At 52.3% G+C, this 20,628-nt stretch carries 18 protein-coding genes; 8 read left to right on the top strand and 10 right to left on the bottom strand.

Annotated elements, in window-relative coordinates; genetic code table 11:
• Window positions 1–174: 174 nt before the first annotated feature.
• Both HV213_RS01170 and cspE read left to right on the top strand, forming a co-directional pair.
• Window positions 175–465 carry an HTH-type transcriptional regulator gene (locus HV213_RS01170; RefSeq protein WP_181484496.1) on the top strand — a complete coding sequence of 97 codons (291 nt, stop codon included), beginning with the start codon at window positions 175–177 and terminating at the stop codon, window positions 463–465.
• 260 nt (window positions 466–725) lie between these two features.
• Complete coding sequence (cspE, locus tag HV213_RS01165) at window positions 726–938, top strand: transcription antiterminator/RNA stability regulator CspE (protein WP_110276250.1); 213 nt, start codon at window positions 726–728, stop codon at window positions 936–938.
• Between the two features lie 49 nt (window positions 939–987).
• Here cspE and yidD read toward each other — a convergent pair whose 3' ends face one another.
• The 6 genes from yidD to HV213_RS01135 all read right to left on the bottom strand — a co-directional run bounded on the left by yidD (window position 988) and on the right by HV213_RS01135 (window position 7,325).
• Window positions 988–1,374, bottom strand: a complete 387-nt coding sequence (gene yidD, locus HV213_RS01160; protein WP_181484495.1) for a membrane protein insertion efficiency factor YidD — start codon at window positions 1,372–1,374, stop codon at window positions 988–990.
• A 118-nt stretch (window positions 1,375–1,492) separates the two neighbouring features.
• Complete coding sequence (locus HV213_RS01155) at window positions 1,493–3,112, bottom strand: ATP-binding cassette domain-containing protein (RefSeq protein ID WP_181484494.1); 1,620 nt, start codon at window positions 3,110–3,112, stop codon at window positions 1,493–1,495.
• A 305-nt stretch (window positions 3,113–3,417) separates the two neighbouring features.
• Entirely contained in the window at window positions 3,418–3,570 is a 153-nt protein-coding gene (gene hokA, locus HV213_RS01150; RefSeq protein ID WP_110276253.1) for a type I toxin-antitoxin system toxin HokA, read from the bottom strand.
• Window positions 3,571–3,897: 327 nt separating this feature from the next.
• Entirely contained in the window at window positions 3,898–5,967 is a 2,070-nt protein-coding gene (glyS, locus tag HV213_RS01145; protein WP_181484493.1) for a glycine--tRNA ligase subunit beta, read from the bottom strand.
• Between the two features lie 9 nt (window positions 5,968–5,976).
• Complete coding sequence (gene glyQ / locus HV213_RS01140; protein ID WP_181484492.1) at window positions 5,977–6,888, bottom strand: glycine--tRNA ligase subunit alpha; 912 nt, start codon at window positions 6,886–6,888, stop codon at window positions 5,977–5,979.
• 137 nt (window positions 6,889–7,025) lie between these two features.
• The gene (locus HV213_RS01135) at window positions 7,026–7,325 is read right to left on the bottom strand and encodes a YsaB family lipoprotein (protein WP_181484491.1); all 300 of its coding nucleotides are present in this window, start codon (window positions 7,323–7,325) and stop codon (window positions 7,026–7,028) included.
• Between the two features lie 185 nt (window positions 7,326–7,510).
• Between HV213_RS01135 and HV213_RS01130 the strand changes: the two genes are divergently transcribed.
• A complete protein-coding gene (locus HV213_RS01130; protein ID WP_181484490.1) occupies window positions 7,511–8,506 on the top strand; it encodes an acyltransferase in 996 nt (331 codons plus the stop codon).
• Between the two features lie 2 nt (window positions 8,507–8,508).
• Here HV213_RS01130 and yiaB read toward each other — a convergent pair whose 3' ends face one another.
• From yiaB to xylA, 3 genes are all read right to left on the bottom strand, one after another.
• Window positions 8,509–8,886 (bottom strand): inner membrane protein YiaB, encoded by a 378-nt coding sequence (gene yiaB, locus HV213_RS01125; RefSeq protein ID WP_181484489.1) that lies wholly within the window; start codon window positions 8,884–8,886, stop codon window positions 8,509–8,511.
• A gap of 167 nt (window positions 8,887–9,053) precedes the next feature.
• Window positions 9,054–10,508: a xylulokinase gene (xylB, locus tag HV213_RS01120; RefSeq protein ID WP_181484488.1), complete on the bottom strand. Its 1,455-nt coding sequence runs from the start codon at window positions 10,506–10,508 to the stop codon at window positions 9,054–9,056.
• Between the two features lie 69 nt (window positions 10,509–10,577).
• Window positions 10,578–11,900, bottom strand: coding sequence for a xylose isomerase (xylA, locus tag HV213_RS01115; protein ID WP_110276288.1), 1,323 nt, complete (start codon window positions 11,898–11,900; stop codon window positions 10,578–10,580).
• Between the two features lie 374 nt (window positions 11,901–12,274).
• On the opposite strand from xylA, the gene xylF reads away from it, so the two are divergent.
• The 4 genes from xylF to xylR all read left to right on the top strand — a co-directional run bounded on the left by xylF (window position 12,275) and on the right by xylR (window position 17,335).
• On the top strand, window positions 12,275–13,267 hold the full coding sequence (xylF, locus tag HV213_RS01110; protein ID WP_198918095.1) for a D-xylose ABC transporter substrate-binding protein: 993 nt from the start codon (window positions 12,275–12,277) through the stop codon (window positions 13,265–13,267).
• A 64-nt stretch (window positions 13,268–13,331) separates the two neighbouring features.
• A complete protein-coding gene (locus HV213_RS01105) occupies window positions 13,332–14,873 on the top strand; it encodes a xylose ABC transporter ATP-binding protein (RefSeq protein ID WP_181484486.1) in 1,542 nt (513 codons plus the stop codon).
• Window positions 14,851–16,032, top strand: coding sequence for a xylose ABC transporter permease XylH (gene xylH / locus HV213_RS01100; protein WP_181484485.1), 1,182 nt, complete (start codon window positions 14,851–14,853; stop codon window positions 16,030–16,032). The genes HV213_RS01105 and xylH overlap by 23 nt, the downstream gene beginning before the upstream one ends.
• Before the next feature lie 124 nt (window positions 16,033–16,156).
• On the top strand, window positions 16,157–17,335 hold the full coding sequence (xylR, locus tag HV213_RS01095; RefSeq protein ID WP_181484484.1) for a D-xylose utilization transcriptional activator XylR: 1,179 nt from the start codon (window positions 16,157–16,159) through the stop codon (window positions 17,333–17,335).
• A gap of 58 nt (window positions 17,336–17,393) precedes the next feature.
• On the opposite strand, the gene HV213_RS01090 is transcribed toward xylR, so the two are convergent.
• Window positions 17,394–18,221, bottom strand: coding sequence for a protein bax (locus HV213_RS01090; protein ID WP_181484483.1), 828 nt, complete (start codon window positions 18,219–18,221; stop codon window positions 17,394–17,396).
• Between the two features lie 315 nt (window positions 18,222–18,536).
• Here HV213_RS01090 and HV213_RS01085 point away from each other — a divergent pair, with 315 nt between their 5' ends.
• A complete protein-coding gene (locus tag HV213_RS01085) occupies window positions 18,537–20,570 on the top strand; it encodes an alpha-amylase (RefSeq protein ID WP_181484482.1) in 2,034 nt (677 codons plus the stop codon).
• Window positions 20,571–20,628: the final 58 nt, after the last annotated feature.

Raw genomic sequence — 20,628 nt, 5'->3', positions numbered from 1 at the left:
TTCTAAACAGGCTGGCCCCATTATTAATCATCATCTTATCCAGACCATGCCCCATCAGAAGAAACCGCGTCGGCAAATAATCACCTACGTGATCATTCTTAGATCTTTTTTGCGACTATTCTTAAGAGGCTCTACAAATTTCAACCTCCGCTGTATGAAAGAGAGGAGCTCTCAATGGAATATAAAGATCCTGTATTTGAATTAATGAGCAACCTGGAACAGATTATTTTTAAAGATCAAGCACAGGCGGCAACCCTGACGCGCAAGTCCGCCGCATTCAGCGAATTTGAACAGCTACGCAAAGGTACCGGGCTCAAGATAGATGATTTCGCCAATGCCATGGGCGTCAGCGTAGCAATGGTACAAGAGTGGGAATCGAGACGCCTGAAACCCTCTTCCACCGAGATGAAATTAATGCGCCTTATTCAGGCGAACCCACAGCTTTCAAGACAGATCATCGAGTGACAATTTAGGCTATACTTCGTTCAGGCTGACGGTCCTGTTAAGGACCGTTTTTAAGCCAGTGAAAAAAAAGTTTGCTATCACGGCGCGAAAATGCGTTAATGCTCGCAGGTTTGATTTAAAGACCACAGAGTATTCGAATAGAGCAGTCCTTCAAAGGTTATCGTTGATACCCCGGTAGTGAACTTTCCCTTTATCGCTTCAAATCTGTAGTCCAGACCGTAACGCCGAAAGGCTCATTTATTTTTTAAAGGTAATTCGCTATGTCCGGTAAAATGACTGGTATCGTAAAATGGTTCAACGCTGACAAAGGTTTCGGCTTCATCACTCCTGACGATGGTTCTAAAGACGTGTTCGTACACTTCTCTGCTATCCAGAACGAAGGCTACAAATCTCTGGACGAAGGTCAGAAAGTTTCCTTCACCATCGAAAGCGGCGCTAAAGGCCCGGCAGCTGGTAACGTAAACAGCCTGTAAGCTTAATAAGCTCAAAATTTCAAGTCCCTGCCAAACGGCGGGGATTTTTTTATCTGCGATAACCTTTAAAACGCAGGGAAGAGCAGTCACAGGGACATTCCAAATCCGGCAGAGGGATTCTCGGTAATGAATCCGGCAGATAAGTGCAACACTGGCCATCACAGCCCGAAAGGCCACAATCATCACACTCCTTTTTACGTTTCGGATCGTCTTTAGGCTTTTGTTTTTGCAAAGTTTCAGCCGCAAGCCGACAGTCACTGAAACGCTGACGAATCTCTCCCCAACCGCCAATCACACCTTTCTGTTGGATAATCTCTTTGACCGCCCCCGAGCATCCTTGCGTATGATGCAGAGCGCCATAAGCACAGCGATATCCTTTACGGGGAGAGATAACACGCTGATAGAAAACGATGAATTTTAAAATCAGGTTATTCATATAGGCCTTTTATGCCGAATGCGACATGAACGGCAATAATAACCACCATTTCTATAAGACTAATATAAATGGATTCTCAAAAAATAATTTGCTCAATCGAGAACCCATCTATCACTATTCAATACGCGCCAGCAAACCAGCCGCTTTCCCGCCACTCAAGAAAGTGGGTCAGATTCAGCGCTTGTAAAAAAGCTTCATCATGCGACACAACCAGTATCGCGCCGGGAAACTGTTCTAGCGCTTTTTCAATCGCCTGAGTGGACGCGAGGTCGAGATGATTCGTGGGTTCATCAAGTAACAGTAGTTGCGTAGCTTCCCGCCGCCAGAGCACGCAGGCCAGCGCCGCCTTCAGCCGCTCTCCTCCGCTTAAGGCCGATAATGGTAGATGGACTTTATCCGCCCCCAGCTGTAATTGCGCCAATTGGCTGCGTAGTGCACCTTCTTCTAATGGCGTATCGCCGAGATTCAGATGCATCATCACCGATAGCGACAAATCTAACTGGCTCAGGTGCTGATCTAAATACGCTGCGTGAACCGATAAGCGACTAACTCCTGACTGAGCAGGTTCCAGTCCCAGCAGCGTTTTAAGCAGTGTCGTCTTACCGCAACCATTGGGGCCGCGCAGCGCCACCCGCATCGGCCCATCAAGCCGCCAGCTCAAAGGTAGCATATGCGCATGCGCCAACTGCAACGCTTCCAGCTCCAGCACCTGTTTTCCCGCAGCGACCTGGCTACCGGGCAAAGTAAACATCACCGGGCTGTCCTCCTCTACCCACTCACGCGCCCGTACTACCGCATCGTTGAGCACGCTATTTTGTTCACGATGCTGGCGCTTAAGGGTGCCGGGGCGCTCTTTCGCCGCCCCTTTGTAAGCCACCCGTTCGAATGAGGCGATATTTAGCGTGTCGACAGTCCGTAACGTCTGCGCAGAACGCCGCTGACAGGCATCATGCTCTTTTTGCATACGTGCGCGGGTACGTCTTCGCTCAGTGGCGGCATGTTCCAGCGCGGCGCGAGCCGCCTGTTGTTCCAGCTCGCGCTGCTGCTGATAATCCGCGTAGTTTCCGCCATAGCTGCGCAGAGCCGCGGGCGTCAGCTCAAGGATGCGCGGCATTCTGGCCAGCAATTCCCGGTCATGGCTGGCAATCAGCGCCCCGCCACGCCAGCGTTCAAGCTGCTGATACAGCCACTCGCGGCCCTGTCGGTCCAGATGGTTGGTGGGTTCATCAAGCAGTAAATAGTCCGCGCCACTGAGAAATGCTCTGCATAACAGCGCTTTCACGCGTTCACCACCGCTCAGCGAAGAGGCCGGACGTTCGGGGGAAAATTCACCTAAACCAGCATCAATAAATCCTGTACTCAAGCGATCCGGAAGATCCCAAAAACAATCAAGATGTTCAAGGTCGTCAGCACGTCCTTCACCTCGATTCAGGCGAGCCAGAGCAGTGAAAACGGATTCAAAGCCTAATAACTCAGCCAGTGTAGTATTTGGGGTCATCGCATGCTGCTGCGCCACGTAGCTAACTGAAGCAATACGCTCGATACTTCCGCCAGACGGTGAGTCAACCCCCGCCAGCAAACGCAGAAGCCTGGTTTTTCCGACGCCATTGCGCCCAACCAGGCCACAGAGGGTGCCTTCGAGCGATAAATTCAGCGGACCAAAAAGCGTATCTCCTGTCGCAAACTGACAGGTGACCTGATGCAAAATAAAAGAAGGGGACTGGGCACAATGAGCCATAAGCACTCCTGAATGAAATTAATACCTCCCCTGCCCGCAAATAGCGCTAAGCAAGGAGCGAAATTCATCAGTCGTGTTTGTTCATTTGTTGCGTGCTCTCCAGTAAGACGAGGGATTCGTCGGGACATAGGATAGCCACATCGCGGCAGGGATTTCAAGCCTGTTTTTTCAACAGGTAGACAGACAAGGGGAAAAAGGCCTCCTGATATCAGGAGGCAAAATATTTATTTGATGAAAAATGAATGGGTGCATTGAGAATACTTAACACCAAAAAAATGGTGGGGATAACTCCCCACCAGACACTCTTACTGTTTAATTTCACAGGCTAAGAATGCCACCAGCTCAATATTTCCCTGTCTGAGCTGTAATTCACACAGCGAATCACGAACCATCCAGGTAAATAATAAAACAGTGAAGCAAATCACTATTAAGCCAAACAACAGATACTTTTGCGGCATTCCTCGCCTCCAGTGTTGATTTTCAACAGGTAAGAGGCTACTCTTATGGTGTTCATGCATAGGGGGAGCCTCACTTTGATTACCATCAGGTGGGGCTTTTCTCTGTTTGTCTCCTGCAGAATACCTGAGACAAACAGTCTCAAGCACCCGCAAGTATTCTACCTTAAATATCCAACAAGACGGCGTTGATATATTCCTAAAAAATTTTCTACTGCTGAATGAAATTAACAAAAGCATTAATTAGAGAATTATTAACGGTTCGCTTATTTATATTTCAGACATAAAAAAACCTGCCCAGAGGCAGGTTTTTTATTATTAACGATACGCTTACTGCAGCAGAGAAATATCCGCTACCTGCAGGAACAGATCGCGCAGCTTAGACAGCAGCGTCAGGCGGTTTACGCGCACGTTCTGATCTTCAGCGTTAACCATCACGTTCTCGAAGAATTCATCTACCGGTTCACGCAGAGAGGCCAGCTCAATCAGAGCTTCCTGATAACGGCCCTCAGCGAAGTACGGTTGCAGTTTATCGCGCAGCACGACTAAATGGCCTGCCAGCTTAATTTCTGCCGCGTCTTTCAGCACGGAAGCATGAACGATATCGTTCAGCGTTACGTCTGATTTCGCCAGAATGTTGGAGACTCGCTTGTTCGCTGCCGCCAGCGCAGCAGACTCTTCGAGGGTACGGAAGTGCGAAACCGCCTTCATACGCGCATCAAAGTCTGCCGGACGAGTCGGACGACGCGCCAGTACCGCCTGAATGATATCAACGGTATAGCCTTCGTCCTGATACCAGGCACGGAAACGACCGAGCATGAAATCGATAACTTCATCGACAACTTTCGCATTAGTCAGCTTGTCACCGTACAGACGTACCGCTTCTTCGGTCAGCGTTTGCAGATCCAGATTCAGGTTCTTCTCGACGATGATGCGCAGCACGCCCAGCGCTGCACGACGCAGCGCAAACGGGTCTTTATCGCCTTTCGGATGCTGACCGATACCAAAGATACCCGCTAGGGTGTCCATCTTATCGGCAATCGCGACCGCACAGGCAACCGGGTTGGACGGCAGGTCATCACCGGCAAAGCGCGGCTGATACTGCTCGTTCAGCGCGACAGCCACATCTTCCGCTTCGCCATCGTGACGCGCGTAGTGCATCCCCATCACGCCCTGAGTGTCGGTGAACTCAAAGACCATGTTGGTCATCAGGTCGCACTTGGACAACAGGCCCGCGCGGGTGGCGTGATTAACGTCCGCGCCAATCTGCTCAGCAATCCAGCCCGCCAGCGCCTGAATACGGTCAGTCTTGTCGCGCAACGTACCTAGCTGTTGCTGGAACAGCACGGTTTGCAGACGCGGCAGATGGTCTTCCAGGCGTTTTTTACGGTCGGTATTAAAGAAGAATTCGGCATCCGCCAGACGTGGGCGCACAACCTTCTCGTTGCCGGAAATAATCTGAATCGGATCTTTCGATTCGATATTAGCGACGAAGATAAAGTTCGGCAGCAGTTTGCCGTCGTTCGCGTAAACCGGGAAGTACTTCTGGTCACCTTTCATGGTGTGAACCAGCGCTTCAGACGGTACGGCGAGGAATTTCTCTTCGAATTTTGCGGTCAGAACAACCGGCCATTCAACCAGGGAAGTCACTTCTTCCAGCAGGCTTTCGCTCAGATCGGCATTACCGCCAATTTTACGCGCAGCTTCTTCAGCATCGGCTTTGATTTTCGCTTTACGCTCGGCGTAATCGGCAATCACTTTGCCGCGCTGGCGCAGGATTTCAGGATACTGGTCGGCATTGTCGATGGTGAATTCAGGCTCGCCCATAAAGCGATGACCACGAATCACACGGTCAGACTGGATACCCAGAATCGTTGCCGGAATAACTTTGTCGCCCAGCAGCAGGGTCACGGTGTGAACCGGACGCACAAAGTGCACGTCTGACGCGCCCCAGCGCATCAGCTTCGGGATTGGCAGCTTCGCCAGCGAGGTCGCAATCATGTTCGGCAGCAGCGCTTCGGTGCTTTCGCCCTTCACGTGTGCGCGATACAGCAGCCATTCGCCTTTGTCGGTGGTCAAACGCTCAGCCTGATCGACGGTGATACCGCAGCCACGCGCCCAACCTTCTGCCGCTTTGCTCGCTTTGCCTTCGGCATCGAACGCCTGGGCAATCGCCGGGCCGCGTTTTTCGACTTCGCGATCGGCTTGCGCCGCCGCCAGATTTGCCACTTTCAGCGCCAGACGACGCGGAGCAGCAAACCATTCAACTTTACCGTGCGCGAGGCCAGCGTTATCCAGCTCCGCAGTCACGTTCGCAGCAAAGGATTCAGCCAGGCTGCGCAGTGCTTTTGGTGGCAACTCTTCAGTGCCGATTTCCACCAGGAAAGTTTTCTCAGACATGGCCGCCTCTTATTTATTCTTGTTGCACATCGGGAAGCCAAGGGCTTCACGGGAAGCATAGTAAGCTTCAGCCACTGCTTTGGTCAGAGTGCGGATGCGCAGAATATAGCGCTGACGCTCGGTGACGGAGATGGCTTTACGCGCGTCCAGCAGGTTAAAGCTATGGGCGGCTTTCAGAATGCGCTCGTAGGCAGGCAGCGGCAGCGGGCTTTCCAGCGCCAACAGCTGCTGAGCTTCTTTCTCATACTGCTCAAAGCAGGAGAACAAGAAGTCGACGTCTGCGTATTCGAAGTTGTAAGTCGATTGCTCGACTTCGTTCTGATGGAACACGTCGCCGTAGGTGGTTTTACCCAGCGGGCCGTCGCTCCAGACCAGGTCGTAAACGCTGTCTACGCCCTGAATGTACATTGCCAGGCGCTCCAGACCGTAGGTGATCTCACCGGTCACCGGTTTACATTCCATGCCGCCGACCTGCTGGAAGTAGGTAAACTGCGTCACTTCCATACCATTCAGCCACACTTCCCAACCCAGACCCCAGGCACCCAGCGTTGGGTTCTCCCAGTTATCTTCCACGAAACGAATATCGTGAATGGTTGGATCCATACCCAGCTCTTTCAGAGACCCGAGGTACAGCTCCTGGATGTTGTCCGGAGACGGTTTAATCACTACCTGGAATTGATAGTAGTGCTGTAAACGGTTCGGGTTTTCGCCATAGCGGCCATCGGTTGGACGGCGGGATGGTTGCACGTAGGCAGTTGCCATCGGCTCTGGCCCCAGCGCGCGCAGGCAAGTCATGGGGTGAGAGGTGCCGGCGCCAACTTCCATGTCCAATGGTTGAACAATGGTGCAGCCCTGGCGAGCCCAGTAATCCTGTAAGGTCAGGATCAAGCCCTGGAAGGTCCTGGTATCAAACTTTTGCATATTATTTCGTGCTGGATACGTGTGGATTTAAAGGAAGGGATCAGTATACCCGCTGACTGAGAGATATACAGTATGAAACGGGGTTGTTTAGGGAAAATTGCGGAAATTAACGCCATCGTGCGGCACCAGAGCCGCATTTAGCGCATGGAAAGATGCAAAAACTGCCCGTCCGGATCAAAAGAACAGATAAAGCGCTCATTCTGCGAGGTCATACCCGAAAGCTCATAGCTTCCCTGGAACTGTTCAACATGGCTAACATCAACCTGCCGAATACCTGTACTGTAACGTATTGCCGCATTATCCTTGCACAGTTGCTCCATATTGAGAGTCGTTTGCGGCGTTATCCGCGCTCTTTGTGCTTTTTGCGCTGGCTGAGACGGCGTCTGACTACAGCCCGCCAGCAGGAGCAACAGCAGTCCAGAAAATACATATTTCATCACCACTTTTCTCGACCGCCTTGTGGGTAAATTGTTATTGTGCAGATTGCGTAAATTAACCCAGCCATTGTGCAAATCAGTCCATGTCACGACAAGTCTATGACGATAAACTCAGATTATTCCACTGAGATACCGGCGAATAATCGAAGTCAGACCTTTTCTAAGAGGGCGTAATTGAGGCACTGATGCAGGAAAAAATTAACTGGATTACCAATTTGCGCGGTATTGCTTGCCTGATGGTGGTGATGATTCATAGCACCACTTGGTACATCACTCACCCGCATACTATCAGCCTGCTGGATTGGGACATTGCTAATTTCCTTAACTCAGCATCCCGCGTCAGCGTACCGCTATTTTTCATGATTTCAGGCTATTTATTTTTCGGTGAGCGTAGCGCTCAGCCCCGACATTTTCTGCGCATTGGCCTGTGCATCCTCTTTTACAGCGCGCTGTCTCTGCTCTATATCACGCTGTTCACCCATATCAACGTCGAACTGTCGCTAAAGAATGTGCTGCAAAAACCGGTGTTCTATCACCTGTGGTTTTTCTTCGCCATCTCGGTGATTTATCTGCTCTCGCCGCTGATTCAGGTTAAACAGGTCAGCGGTAAGATGCTGCTGACGCTGATGCTGGTTATTGGCATCATGGCAAATCCCAACATGGTGGCGGTGAAAGCAGGTGGCATCGAATGGCTGCCAGTTAATCTCTATATCAGCGGCGATGCCTTTTATTACGTGCTGTACGGCATTCTGGGCCGGGCGATTGGGATGATGGACACCGATAGAAAATGGCTGACGCCACTGTGCGCAGCGCTCTTTCTGGCAACAGTATGGGTGATATCACGCGGCACGCTGTACGAGCTGCGCTGGCGCGGCGACTTTGGCGATACCTGGTATTTATACTGCGGACCCGCAGTTTTTATCTGCGCGATTACCCTACTGACGCTGGCGAAAAATACGCTCAATACGCGGCCAATATCGTTTCTTTCACCGATCGCCCGCCATTCCTTAGGGATTTACGGCTTTCACGCGCTGATCATCCACGCGCTTCGCGCCAGCGGGCTTGAACTGACGCGCTGGCCATTGCTGGATATCGTGTGGATTTTTAGCGCCGCGCTGCTGGGAAGCTTGCTGCTCTCAACCCTGGTTCAACGGTTTGATAGCCGTCGCCTGGTGAGCTAGGGTTATTCTGCGGAGTCTTGCTGCGCCACGCGTTTCGATGCTGTTTTACCGGGCAATGTTGATGCGCCGTATAAACACACAAACCACGCCGCCACGTAGATGATCTTCTCATCCCAACCAGCGGGCACAAACATGGCGCCGACCATTAATAAACCAACTGATAGCAGGAGTACCAGGCGACATAACGAAGCAAAGCCATCATCTTTTTTACGTTCTTCTTGCATCGTACGCTGATGCGCCAGCATGGCGAACATTCCCATCACCAGAACGCCGAGAAAATAGCCTTTACCGCTAAATAACGGGCAGGTACGCCAAATACCCACCAGATAAATCAGCGCTCCAATGGCCATCAATAATCTAGAAATAATATTATTTTTCATGAGACCGCCCCAGCAAAAGACAGTCTTCATTATGTACTTGCGAAACGTGATTATCGGCACTTTTCGCAACTGAAATGACAAATTCAGAATATATAAATGCACCAGAGTAATTAATCAGCAATGAGTCATTGATAAAATAAATTCGCCCCTACAAGGGGGCGAAAGAATTACGACATCAACGGTAAAAGCTGCTGATAAATTTGCCGGAAGGTTTCCCGACGAGGGGCATAACGGGCAAAACGTTCGGCATCCGGACGATGAGCCTGTTCCAACGGGAGTTGTGGGAGCAGATCAGAGAATGCAACATTTTTATGTAGTGCCAACTGCGCCAGCCTCGCCGCGCCAAGCGCCGGGCCGACATCGCCGCCAGTGCGGAAATCAAGCTGTTGACCGCTAATATCCGCGAGCATTTGCCGCCAGTACGCGCTGCGCGCACCGCCGCCAATCAGCGTTACGCTCTGCGGTTTAACGCCGCAGGCATGAACAACATCCATCCCATCTGCCAGGGCATAGCCAACGCCCTCCAATACCGCTCGCGCCAGTTCCGCTGGGCCATGCTGATGGGTCAAGCCGAAAAAGACGCCTTTCGCCTGCGGATTGTTATACGGCGTACGTTCTCCGGATAAGTAGGGCAAGAACCAGACCGGATCGGCATCGTCGTTAGCCGATTCCGCCGCTGCAATCAGCGCTGGAACCGTACCGAGACCGGTTAATTTCGCCGCCCAATCGAGGCAAGATGCTGCGCTCAGCATCACCGACATCAGATGCCAGCGTCCGGGCAGCGCGTGACAGAAACTGTGAACGGCGCTTTCCGGTTTGCTAAGAAAACCGTCGCTGACGGCAAAGTAGACGCCCGATGTTCCCAGCGACAGCATCGCCTGACCGGCATCCGCCATGCCCACGCCAACCGCACCCGCCGCGTTATCGCCACCACCTGCCACCACCAGCGCTTCCGGCATATTCCACGACTGCGCGATAGCCGGGCGAAGCGCGCCGGTAACTTCACAGCCTTCGAACAGCGCAGGCATATTGTCGCGGCTCAGTCCGCAAGCCGCGAGCATTTCATCGCTCCAGTCGCGTCGCGCCACGTCCATCCACATCGTACCGGCAGCATCAGACATATCGCTGGCAAACTCGCCGGTCATCCGTAAACGTAAATAGTCTTTTGGCAGTAAAACTTTATCAACCTGGCGGAAGATTTCAGGCTCGTAGCGTTGAACCCACAACAGCTTCGGCGCGGTAAATCCGGGCATCATCAGGTTGCCAGTTATCTCCCGCGAACGGCTGACTTTCTCTTCCAGCAGCGCGCACTCTTCGCCACAGCGGCCGTCATTCCATAAAATCGCCGGGCGCAGAACGCGCTGTTGTTTATCCAGCAGCGTTGCGCCGTGCATCTGCCCGGCAATGCCTAAGGCTTTGACCTCGCGCAGAGAGTGTTGCGCGCCCAGCGCTTTCATTGCGCAGTCCGTTGCCTGCCACCAGTGTTCAGGATCTTGTTCAGACCATAGAGGGTGCGGACGCGATACGTCGAGCTTTTCGGTATGTGAAGCCACGACCTCGCCCTGCTCGTTGAGCAAAATGGCCTTAACACCCGAGGTACCCAGATCAATCCCGATATACATACAGTCTCTCCTTACTGGCGCGAATAAGCATCTGCTATAGCCAATGCCCGGGCTAGCCGGGCATCATCATTAATTATCAAACAGATAGCGATTAACAACGTTTTCCAGCAGCTCCTGATGGCCACTTTGATGCTGCGGAGCCAGGTTATGTTGAGTCGCATACTGAGCGATTTCAGTCAGATTCATCTGCCCTTTAAGGATTTGCTGGCCCAGCTCACCGTTCCAACCGGCATAACGTTTGGCAACGCGTTTATCCAGATCACCGCCTTCAATCATACGTGCTGCCACTTTTAAGGCCAGCGCCATAGTGTCCATCGCGCCAATGTGGCCGTAGAACAGGTCGTATTTATCGGTGCTCTGACGACGCACTTTAGCATCAAAGTTCAGACCGCCGGTGGTGAAGCCGCCCGCTTTAAGGATTTCGTACATCACCAGCGCGTTTTCTTCAACGCTATTCGGGAACTGGTCGGTATCCCAACCCAGCTGCGGGTCACCACGGTTAGCATCAACGGAGCCAAACAGGCCAAGAGCGATGGCGGTAGCAATTTCGTGATGGAAAGTGTGACCCGCCAGCGTCGCGTGGTTTGCTTCGATATTCAGTTTGATCTCTTTTTCCAGACCGAACTGCTTGAGGAAACCGTACACGGTAGAAGCGTCGTAATCGTACTGATGCTTTGTCGGCTCCTGCGGTTTTGGCTCGATCAGCAGCGTGCCCTGGAAGCCAATTTTGTGTTTGTGCTCAACAACCAGTTGCATAAAGCGGCCAATCTGCTCGCGTTCCTGGCGCAGATCGGTATTCAGTAAGGTTTCATAACCTTCACGACCGCCCCACAGAACGTAGTTTTCGCCACCCAGTTTATGGGTCGCATCCATCGCAGTAACCACCTGAGTCGCTGCCCAGCTGAATACTTCCGGATCAGGGTTCGTCGCAGCACCAGCGCCGTAACGCGGGTTAGTAAAGCAGTTCGCCGTGCCCCACAGCAGCTTGACGCCGCTCTGCTGCTGTTTTTCTGCCAGCACATCAACCATCTGCGCGAAGTTATTGGCATATTCTTTCAGGGACGCGCCTTCCGGAGAGACGTCGATATCGTGGAAGCAGTAATAAGGCACGTTCAGCTTGTGGAAAAACTCAAAAGCGACATCGGCTTTACGCTTCGCCATTTCCAGCGCTTCGCCCGGCTGCTGCCAGGGACGATTAAAGGAACCCACACCGAACATGTCAGCACCATTCCAGCAGAAGGTGTGCCAGTAGCAGGCCGCAAAGCGCAGGTGGTCTTCCATGCGTTTGCCCAGCACCAGCTCATCCGGATTGTAATGACGGAAAGCCAATGGGTTAGCGGATTTTGGGCCTTCATAACGAACGCGATCAAGTTGATCGAAATAGGTCTGCATAATGAACTCCATATTCAGGGGTGCGGCGAGTAATAAGTCATAATCCAATATAGAATTCTCCTTTTACTTTCCTCAATTACGTTATTTCACACCGCAATTGAGAGAATTCACAAACGTGCGCCAGGTCGCAAAAATAATACGTGAAACGCCTAATTCCGCTGCTTACATGATGAGAGATCAATGAAATACGATGATAATTGATTATTAAAGTACGATCGCGGTCATAAATTCACAAATAAACAAAATTTCATAACCGTAAAATAAGCATAGATAATTGCCATCGCCCGTTTCCGAGTTAAAAATCTTCTATGTATCAGGCCGTTTATTTTCATCACCCTTCTTATCCTGCACTTTACAAAAAAGGTGTTATTATTATGAAGATAAAGAACCTTTGCCTTACGCTCTGTGCCGCGCTGGTCCTCACTAGCTTTTCGGGTATCGCTAAAGAAATTAAAATTGGCATGGCTATTGATGACCTCCGTCTTGAGCGCTGGCAAAAAGATCGTGATATTTTTGTCAATAAAGCTGAATCATTAGGTGCGAAAGTATTCGTACAATCAGCAAATGGCAACGAAGAAACCCAAATGTCGCAAATCGAAAACATGATAAATCGCGGCGTCGACGTTCTGGTTATTATTCCGTACAACGGTCAGGTGCTCAGCAATGTGATTAAAGAAGCAAAACAAGAGGGTATTAAAGTTCTTGCTTATGACCGACTAATCAATAATGCCGATATTGATTTTTATATTTCCTTTAATAATGAAAAAGTGGGTGAAATGCAGGCCCAAAGCCTGGTCGATAAAGTCCCTCAGGGAAACTATTTTCTGATGGGCGGCTCCCCTGTCGATAATAACGCCAAGCTGTTCCGCGCTGGACAGATGAAAGTCCTCAAGCCCTATATTGATGATGGCAAAATTAAAATCGTTGGCGATCAGTGGGTCGACGGCTGGCTACCAGAAAATGCGCTGAAAATTATGGAGAACGCCCTGACCGCCAACAATAACAAAATTGATGCGGTCGTCGCCTCTAATGACGCTACCGCCGGCGGTGCTATTCAGGCCTTAAGCGCCCAGGGTCTTGCGGGTAAAGTGGCAATTTCCGGCCAGGACGCCGATCTCGCGGGCGTAAAACGCATTATCGCAGGCACCCAGACTATGACCGTCTACAAACCGATCACCACCCTTGCCACCACGGCGGCGGAGATCGCCGTCGAACTGGGCAACGATAAACAACCCCAGGCAGACGCCACGCTCAACAACGGGCTGAAAGATGTACCGTCGCGGCTGCTGACGCCTATCGAAGTCAATAAAGACAATATTGATCAGACGGTGATTAAAGACGGCTTTCACAAAAAGAGCGAACTGTAATTGCTGACGCCCCTTTCCGGGGCGTTATCCTCATCCAGCCGGATATCGCTTATGCGGAGCATCTATGTCCTGGTTACTCGAAATGAAAAACATTAGCAAAACCTTCGGTGTGGTGAAGGCGATTGATAATGTCAGCCTGCGGCTGAACGCCGGGGAAGTGGTTTCCTTATGCGGAGAAAATGGCTCCGGAAAATCCACGCTGATGAAGGTACTTTGCGGAATATATCCGCACGGAAGTTATGAAGGAGAGATTATTTTTTCCGGGGAAATATTACAGCCCGGCCATATTCGCGATACCGAGCGTAAGGGGATCGCTATCATTCACCAGGAGCTGGCGCTGGTAAAACACCTGACCGTTCTGGAGAATATTTTTCTCGGCGCGGAGATCTCTCGCTACGGCTTGCTGGATTATGAAACCATGACCTTACGCTGTGAGAAACTGCTGGCTCAGGTCAATTTATCTATTTCACCCGATACCCGTGTCGGAGATTTAGGTCTCGGTCAGCAGCAACTGGTCGAAATAGCCAAAGCGCTAAATAAACAGGTACGGCTGTTAATTCTCGATGAACCCACCGCATCATTAACTGAACAAGAAACAGCCATTCTGCTGACTATTATTCGCGATCTGCAAAATCACGGTATCGCCTGTATTTATATTTCCCATAAACTCAATGAAGTCAAAGCCATATCGAACACCATCTGCGTGATCCGCGACGGCCAGCATATCGGCACTCGCAACGCCGATGGCATGAATGAAGATGACATCATCACCATGATGGTGGGCCGCGAGCTCACGGCACTTTATCCCAATGAAGCCCACAGCTGCGGCGATGAAATCCTGCGGGTAGAAAACTTAACCGCCTGGCACCCGGTCAATCGCCATATCAAGCGAGTCAACGATGTCTCTTTTTCACTGCGTCGTGGGGAAATTCTGGGTATTGCCGGGCTGGTCGGCGCGGGTCGTACCGAAGCGGTTCAATGCTTATTTGGCGTCTGGCCGGGCCGCTGGCAGGGAAAAATTTTTATTGATGGTCAGCAGGTAGCGATTCACAACTGCCAGCAGGCTATCGCGCTGGGCATTGCCATGGTGCCGGAGGACAGGAAAAAAGACGGTATCGTGCCAGTTATGGCAGTAGGTAAGAACATCACGCTCGCTACCCTGAGCCAATTTACCGGCCCGCTGAGCAGCCTTGACGATGCCGGTGAGCAACACTGCATTCAGCAATCCATCCAGCGCCTGAAAATCAAAACCTCATCACCGGAACTGGCGATTGGTCGCCTGAGCGGCGGCAATCAGCAAAAGGCAATCCTCGCCCGCTGCCTGCTGCTGAATCCGCGCATTCTGATCCTCGATGAGCCCACCCGCGGCATCGACATCGGCGCTAAATACGAAATCTACAAGCTGATTAATCAGCTAGTGCAGCAGGGGATCGCCGTCATTGTCATTTCATCCGAGCTTCCCGAAGTGCTTGGGCTAAGCGACCGGGTGCTGGTGATGCATGAAGGCAAGCTGAAAGCCAATTTGATCAACCAGGACCTGACCCAGGAACAGGTGATGGAAGCCGCACTGAGGAGCGAACGCCATGTCGAAGAACACGTCGTCTGAAATAAAACTCACCCCGCCAGCCCCTGCCGCACTGTCAGGGCTAAAAGGAATGAATCTCCAGGTTTTCGTGATGATCGCCGCCATCGTGGCGATTATGCTTTTTTTCACCTGGACCACTGAAGGCGCTTATCTGAGCGCGCGCAACATCTCCAACCTACTGCGCCAGACCGCTATCACCGGCATTCTCGCGGTTGGGATGGTCTTTGTGATTATTTCCGCCGAGATCGATCTCTCCGTCGGTTCAATGATGGGCCTGCTCGGCGGCGTGGCGGCAATTTTCGATGTCTGGCTCGGCTGGCCACTGCCGCTGACGATTGCGGTAACGTTGGTATTGGGCCTGCTGCTCGGCGCCTGGAACGGTTGGTGGGTCGCCTATCGCAAAGTCCCCTCGTTTATCGTGACCCTTGCCGGAATGCTGGCGTTTCGCGGCATTCTGATCGGCATTACCAATGGAACCACCGTTTCCCCCACCAGCCCGGCAATGTCACAAATCGGCCAGAGCTATCTCCCTGACGGCATTGGCTTCACTATCGGCGTCGTGGGAATGGCGGCGTTTATTATCTGGCAATGGCGTGGGCGTATGCGACGTCAGACCCTGGGCCTCTCCACGCCAACATCTACCGCAACCGTAGGCCGTCAGACGATTACTGCTGTTATTGTACTGGGCGCGATCTGGCTGCTAAATGATTATCGCGGCGTACCGACGCCGGTATTAATCCTCGCCGCTCTGCTGCTGGTAGGCATGTTTATGGCCACGCGAACCGCTTTTGGGCGGCGCATCTACGCCATCGGCGGAAACCTGGAAGCCGCGCGCTTGTCGGGCATCAGCGTTGAACGCACCAAGCTGGCGGTATTTGCCATTAATGGCCTGATGGTAGCTATCGCCGGGCTGATCCTCAGCTCACGACTCGGAGCCGGGTCACCTTCTGCCGGTAACATTGCCGAACTGGATGCCATTGCCGCCTGCGTGATCGGCGGTACCAGCCTTGCGGGTGGCGTTGGCAGCGTCGCAGGGGCCGTTATGGGGGCATTTATCATGTCCGCGCTGGATAACGGCATGAGCATGATGGACGTCGCCACCTTCTGGCAGTACATCGTCAAAGGCGTCATTCTATTACTGGCGGTGTGGATGGATTCAGCCACTAAACGTCGAAGCTGATCGCATTAAAAATAAATATGCCCGAATTATTTGCGCTACCGCCAAACTTAGGCACAAGTAGCTTGAAATAATTCGGACATTGGTCGGTATTGTACGACCAGCGAAAGAGACCAGGAACAACACTATGTATGAAAGGCGTCACCGTATTACGCTGTTATTCAACGCCAACAAAGCCTACGACCGCCAGGTTGTTGAAGGCGTTGGTGAATATTTGCAGGCATCGCAATTGGAATGGGACATCTTCATTGAGGAAGATTTCCGGGCGCGAATTGAAAACATTAAGGAGTGGTTAGGCGACGGCGTCATTGCCGATTACGACGACCCGGAAATTGAAAATCTGCTGATCGGCGTCGATGTCCCGATTGTCGGCGTCGGCGGCTCTTTCCATCGTCCGGAATGCTATCCGCCGGTTCACTACATCGCTACCGATAACGCCGCGCTGGTCGAAAGCGCGTTTCTCCATCTGAAAGAAAAAGGCATCAACCGCTTCGCCTTTTACGGTCTGCCCACTTCCAGCTGTAAAGGCTGGGCCGCCGAGCGCGAGCACGCGTTTTGCCAGTTGGTCGCCAGAGAAAAATATCGCGGCGTGGTGTATCAGGGTCTTGAGACAGCGCCGGAAAACTGGCAGCATGCGCAAAATCGGCTTGCCGACTGGCTACAAACATTGCCGCCGCAAACCGGAATTATCGCCGTCACCGATGCCCGCGCACGCCACGTGTTACAGGCCTGCGAGCGGCTGCATATTCCGGTCCCGGAAAAGCTGTGCGTGATTGGCATTGATAACGAAGAGCTTACCCGCTACCTGTCGCGCGTCGCTCTGTCATCCGTCGCCCAGGGCACCCGCCAGATGGGCTATCAGGCCGCGAAGCTGCTGCATCGTCTGCTGGAAAACGAAGACTTACCGTTGCAGCGCCAATTGATTCCGCCGATGCGCGTAATAGAGCGTCGTTCCACCGACTATCGTTCGCTGTCCGATCCGTCAGTTATTCAGGCAATGCACTATATCCGTAACAACGCCTGTAAAGGGATTAAGGTCGAGCAGGTGCTGGATGCCGTCGGTATCTCCCGTTCGAACCTTGAAAAGCGCTTCAAGGAGGAGGTGGGCGAGACGATTCATACTATGATCCACAGCGAAAAGTTAGAAAAAGCGCGCAGCCTGCTGGTATCGACTACGCTGTCGATTAACGAAATTTCGCAGATGTGCGGCTATCCGTCGCTGCAATATTTCTATTCGGTGTTTAAGAAAGAGTACGACGTGACGCCGAAGGAGTACCGCGATCGGCACAGTGAAGTGATGATGTAGAACGTAAAGAAAAATGCCCGGGCTTGCGCACCGGGCATTAGACGACATGTATGAGCAATTACATGTGTGCGGCAATTAACCGCTGGTTATCCTGATACATCGCGAAGAGATAGTTGTTATAGCTCGACCCTTTGGTCGAATAGCCCTTCAGCTTGTGAATCATCGTGCTGGCGGTCAGCTCCTGATCGGCCTGGCGCATTTGCGCACGCGATTTACGGAACGACGAATAGGCCGGATGCGTATTCAGATTTCTCACGTAGGCCTGAACGGACTCCTCTACAGAATCAAACTGGGAGTAGCCCTTCACCGCACCGCGACAGTTTCCACCGCCACACTTCATACCAAACAGATTGTTGTTCACCCGCGCCAGCTTTGATGTTCCCCAGCCGCTTTCCGCAGCCGCCATGGTTGCTACCATGCTATTCGGAATAATGTCGACGCGCTCAAGCAGCGAATTCCATGGAATATGGCGAGTATTGCCAGACCATTTCACTTTATAGCGTGAAGCGATCTCTTTCAGGCGCGCGCGCTCGCTCGGCGACCAGCGTGCATCGTACTGCTTGGTTACAAGCCAGTTACGATCGGCGGTAATCACCTGATTCTGTTTCGTAATATAAGGCATTACCGTCCGGAGAAACGCTTTTTTCCTTGGTGTCCCGGAAGGGTATTTTCGCAAATCAGGAAGTGAACTGCTCTTTACACTATTGCGAGAATACTCTTGTTTACTGCTTACCTTGCTTACTTTAACCGTACTTTTCTTCTTAACTTCTGAGGCTTTATGACTCGTTGTTGCTGTGTGTGTTGTTGCCAGCACACTACCTGAAAATAAACAGGTAAGTAACATGAGTATCGCAGCCCCATATCGTCGCATGGGAATCGATATCATTAGGTCTCCTGGTCGGATTTAATCATTCCAACACCTTGTTTTTCGCAAAAAATCGATGGTTGAATCGCGAATAGTATCAAAAATACCCAGATGACGCACCCACAGAAATAGTCCAATTCCGAAAAGCTGTCACCTGAAATCGGTTTCTGCGGCATTACAACCGCTCAAAAATGCGACAACCATCGCATTTCTCGCTCATTTTTTGAGCGCGATCACTCACCCTTATTCATCCTCCCAGGAAAAGCAGAGACGGGATGAGTTCATTGGATAAGCAAACGCGCACACTGAACAAAACACCGCACACAGGACTCCGGAATGAAACTCGCTGCGCTTGCGTCGCTGCTGTTGCCTGGGATGGCCTTCGCCGCCTGGACCACCGCAGATTTCCCCGCCTTTACCGAAGAAGGCACCGGCAGATTTATCAGTCAAAATGAGGTAGCGAAGGGTACGCGCCCTCTGCGAATTAATTTTGACCAACAGTGCTGGCAGCCCGCTGGCATCATCAAACTCAACCAGATGCTTTCCATGGAGCCCTGTCGCGATCCAGCACCGCAGTGGCGCGTATTCCGCGATGGCCGCTATACCCTGGAAGTCGATACCCGTTCGGGCACGCCAACCCTGATGGTTTCCCTGGAGGAGAAGCAAACTGCCGCCGCCACCGCGCCACAGCTGAAGCAGTGTCCGAAATGGGATGGCAAACCGTTGACCATCGACGTCAGCAAATCCTTCGCCGAAGGCAGTAAAGTTCGCGACTTCTATAGCGGCAATGTCGCCACCGTCAGCGGCGGTAAAATTACCCTCCAGCCCGCGTTTAACAGCAATGGTCTGCTGTTGCTTGAACGTGCAGAGACGCAAGCTGCCGCACCATTTAACTGGCACAACGCTACTGTCTATTTCGTCCTCACCGACCGCTTTGTTAACGGCAACCCGGCCAACGACAATAGTTATGGCCGCCACAAAGACGGTATGCAGGAAATCGGCACCTTCCACGGCGGCGACCTGCAAGGCTTGACCAGTAAACTTGATTATCTCCAGCAGCTCGGCGTCAACGCGCTGTGGATCAGCTCGCCGCTGGAGCAAATCCACGGCTGGGTTGGCGGCGGCACTAAGGGCGATTTCCCGCATTACGCCTATCACGGTTATTACACCCAGGACTGGACGAAGCTCGATGCCAATATGGGGACAGAAGACGATCTGCGCCGCCTGATTGATGAGGCCCATAAGCGTGGGATCCGCATTCTGTTCGACGTGGTGATGAACCATACCGGCTACGCGACTCTGGCAGACATGCAGGAGTTCCAGTTCGGTTCTTTGTACATCCAGGGCGACGAACTGAAAAAGACTTTAGGCGAGCGCTGGACCGACTGGAAGCCGCGCGCGGGTCAGAGCTGGCACAGCTTTAACGACTACATCAACTTCAGCGATAAAGCCGGATGGGAGAAATGGTGGGGTAAAAAATGGATCCGCACCGATATCGGCGACTACGACAACCCCGGCTTTGACGATCTAACCATGTCACTGGCTTTCCTGCCGGACCTGAAAACCGAATCCACGGAGCCTTCCGGCCTGCCGAACTTCTATCGCCATAAACCGGATACCGCGGCCAAAGAGATCCCCGGCCACACGCCGCGCGATTATCTGACCCACTGGCTAAGCCAATGGGTACGTGATTACGGTATTGATGGTTTCCGCGTCGATACCGCCAAACACGTTGAACAGGCCGCCTGGCAGCAATTAAAAACCCAGGCTACCGAAGCGCTGGCAGAATGGAAAAAGGCCAACCCGGAAAAAACGCTGGATAACGCGCCGTTCTGGATGACCGGCGAGGCATGGGGCCACGGCGTAATGCAGAGCGATTACTATCGCCACGGTTTTGACGCGATGCTAAACTTCGATTATCAGGATCAGGCGTCGAAAGCGGCAAGCTGCATGTCCACGATGGATCTGACCTGGCAACAAATGGCGGAGAAACTTCAGGACTTCAACGTATTAAGCTATCTCTCCTCGCACGACACCAGCCTGTTCCGTGAAGGCGGCAGCACGGCGGCGGAACTGCTGCTGCTCGCGCCAGGCGCCGTGCAAATCTTCTACGGTGATGAATCCTCACGGCCGTTTGGCCCGACGGGGTCAGACCCATTGCAAGGCACGCGTTCGGATATGAACTGGCAGGATGTGAGCGGTAAAGCCGCACGCAGCGTCACCCACTGGGAGAAACTGGGCCAGTTCCGCGCCCGCCATCCGGCGATTGGCATGGGCAAGCAAACCACGCTATCGATGCCAAAAGGCTACGCTTTTATCCGCGAGAGCGGCGACGATAAAGTGATGGTGGTGTGGGCAGGCCAGCAGTAATCACATAACAGCACGCTCCCCTGATTATCAGGGGAGCGTTTTCAGGATAAATATCCAA

The organism is Klebsiella sp. RHBSTW-00484 (assembly GCF_013705725.1).
Taxonomy (GTDB): domain Bacteria; phylum Pseudomonadota; class Gammaproteobacteria; order Enterobacterales; family Enterobacteriaceae; genus Klebsiella.
This window is presented reverse-complemented; position numbering and strand designations above follow the sequence as displayed.

Excerpts from the sequence above, each read along its gene's own strand:
- HV213_RS01170 (WP_181484496.1), top strand. The coding sequence starts at position 175 with ATGGAATATAAAGATCCTGTATTTGAATTAATGAGCAACCTGGAACAG.
- cspE (WP_110276250.1), top strand. The coding sequence starts at position 726 with ATGTCCGGTAAAATGACTGGTATCGTAAAATGGTTCAACGCTGACAAA.
- yidD (WP_181484495.1), bottom strand. The coding sequence starts at position 1,374 with ATGAATAACCTGATTTTAAAATTCATCGTTTTCTATCAGCGTGTTATC.
- HV213_RS01155 (WP_181484494.1), bottom strand. The coding sequence starts at position 3,112 with ATGGCTCATTGTGCCCAGTCCCCTTCTTTTATTTTGCATCAGGTCACC.
- hokA (WP_110276253.1), bottom strand. The coding sequence starts at position 3,570 with ATGCCGCAAAAGTATCTGTTGTTTGGCTTAATAGTGATTTGCTTCACT.
- glyS (WP_181484493.1), bottom strand. The coding sequence starts at position 5,967 with ATGTCTGAGAAAACTTTCCTGGTGGAAATCGGCACTGAAGAGTTGCCA.
- glyQ (WP_181484492.1), bottom strand. The coding sequence starts at position 6,888 with ATGCAAAAGTTTGATACCAGGACCTTCCAGGGCTTGATCCTGACCTTA.
- HV213_RS01135 (WP_181484491.1), bottom strand. The coding sequence starts at position 7,325 with ATGAAATATGTATTTTCTGGACTGCTGTTGCTCCTGCTGGCGGGCTGT.
- HV213_RS01130 (WP_181484490.1), top strand. The coding sequence starts at position 7,511 with ATGCAGGAAAAAATTAACTGGATTACCAATTTGCGCGGTATTGCTTGC.
- yiaB (WP_181484489.1), bottom strand. The coding sequence starts at position 8,886 with ATGAAAAATAATATTATTTCTAGATTATTGATGGCCATTGGAGCGCTG.
- xylB (WP_181484488.1), bottom strand. The coding sequence starts at position 10,508 with ATGTATATCGGGATTGATCTGGGTACCTCGGGTGTTAAGGCCATTTTG.
- xylA (WP_110276288.1), bottom strand. The coding sequence starts at position 11,900 with ATGCAGACCTATTTCGATCAACTTGATCGCGTTCGTTATGAAGGCCCA.
- xylF (WP_198918095.1), top strand. The coding sequence starts at position 12,275 with ATGAAGATAAAGAACCTTTGCCTTACGCTCTGTGCCGCGCTGGTCCTC.
- HV213_RS01105 (WP_181484486.1), top strand. The coding sequence starts at position 13,332 with ATGTCCTGGTTACTCGAAATGAAAAACATTAGCAAAACCTTCGGTGTG.
- xylH (WP_181484485.1), top strand. The coding sequence starts at position 14,851 with ATGTCGAAGAACACGTCGTCTGAAATAAAACTCACCCCGCCAGCCCCT.
- xylR (WP_181484484.1), top strand. The coding sequence starts at position 16,157 with ATGTATGAAAGGCGTCACCGTATTACGCTGTTATTCAACGCCAACAAA.
- HV213_RS01090 (WP_181484483.1), bottom strand. The coding sequence starts at position 18,221 with ATGATATCGATTCCCATGCGACGATATGGGGCTGCGATACTCATGTTA.
- HV213_RS01085 (WP_181484482.1), top strand. The coding sequence starts at position 18,537 with ATGAAACTCGCTGCGCTTGCGTCGCTGCTGTTGCCTGGGATGGCCTTC.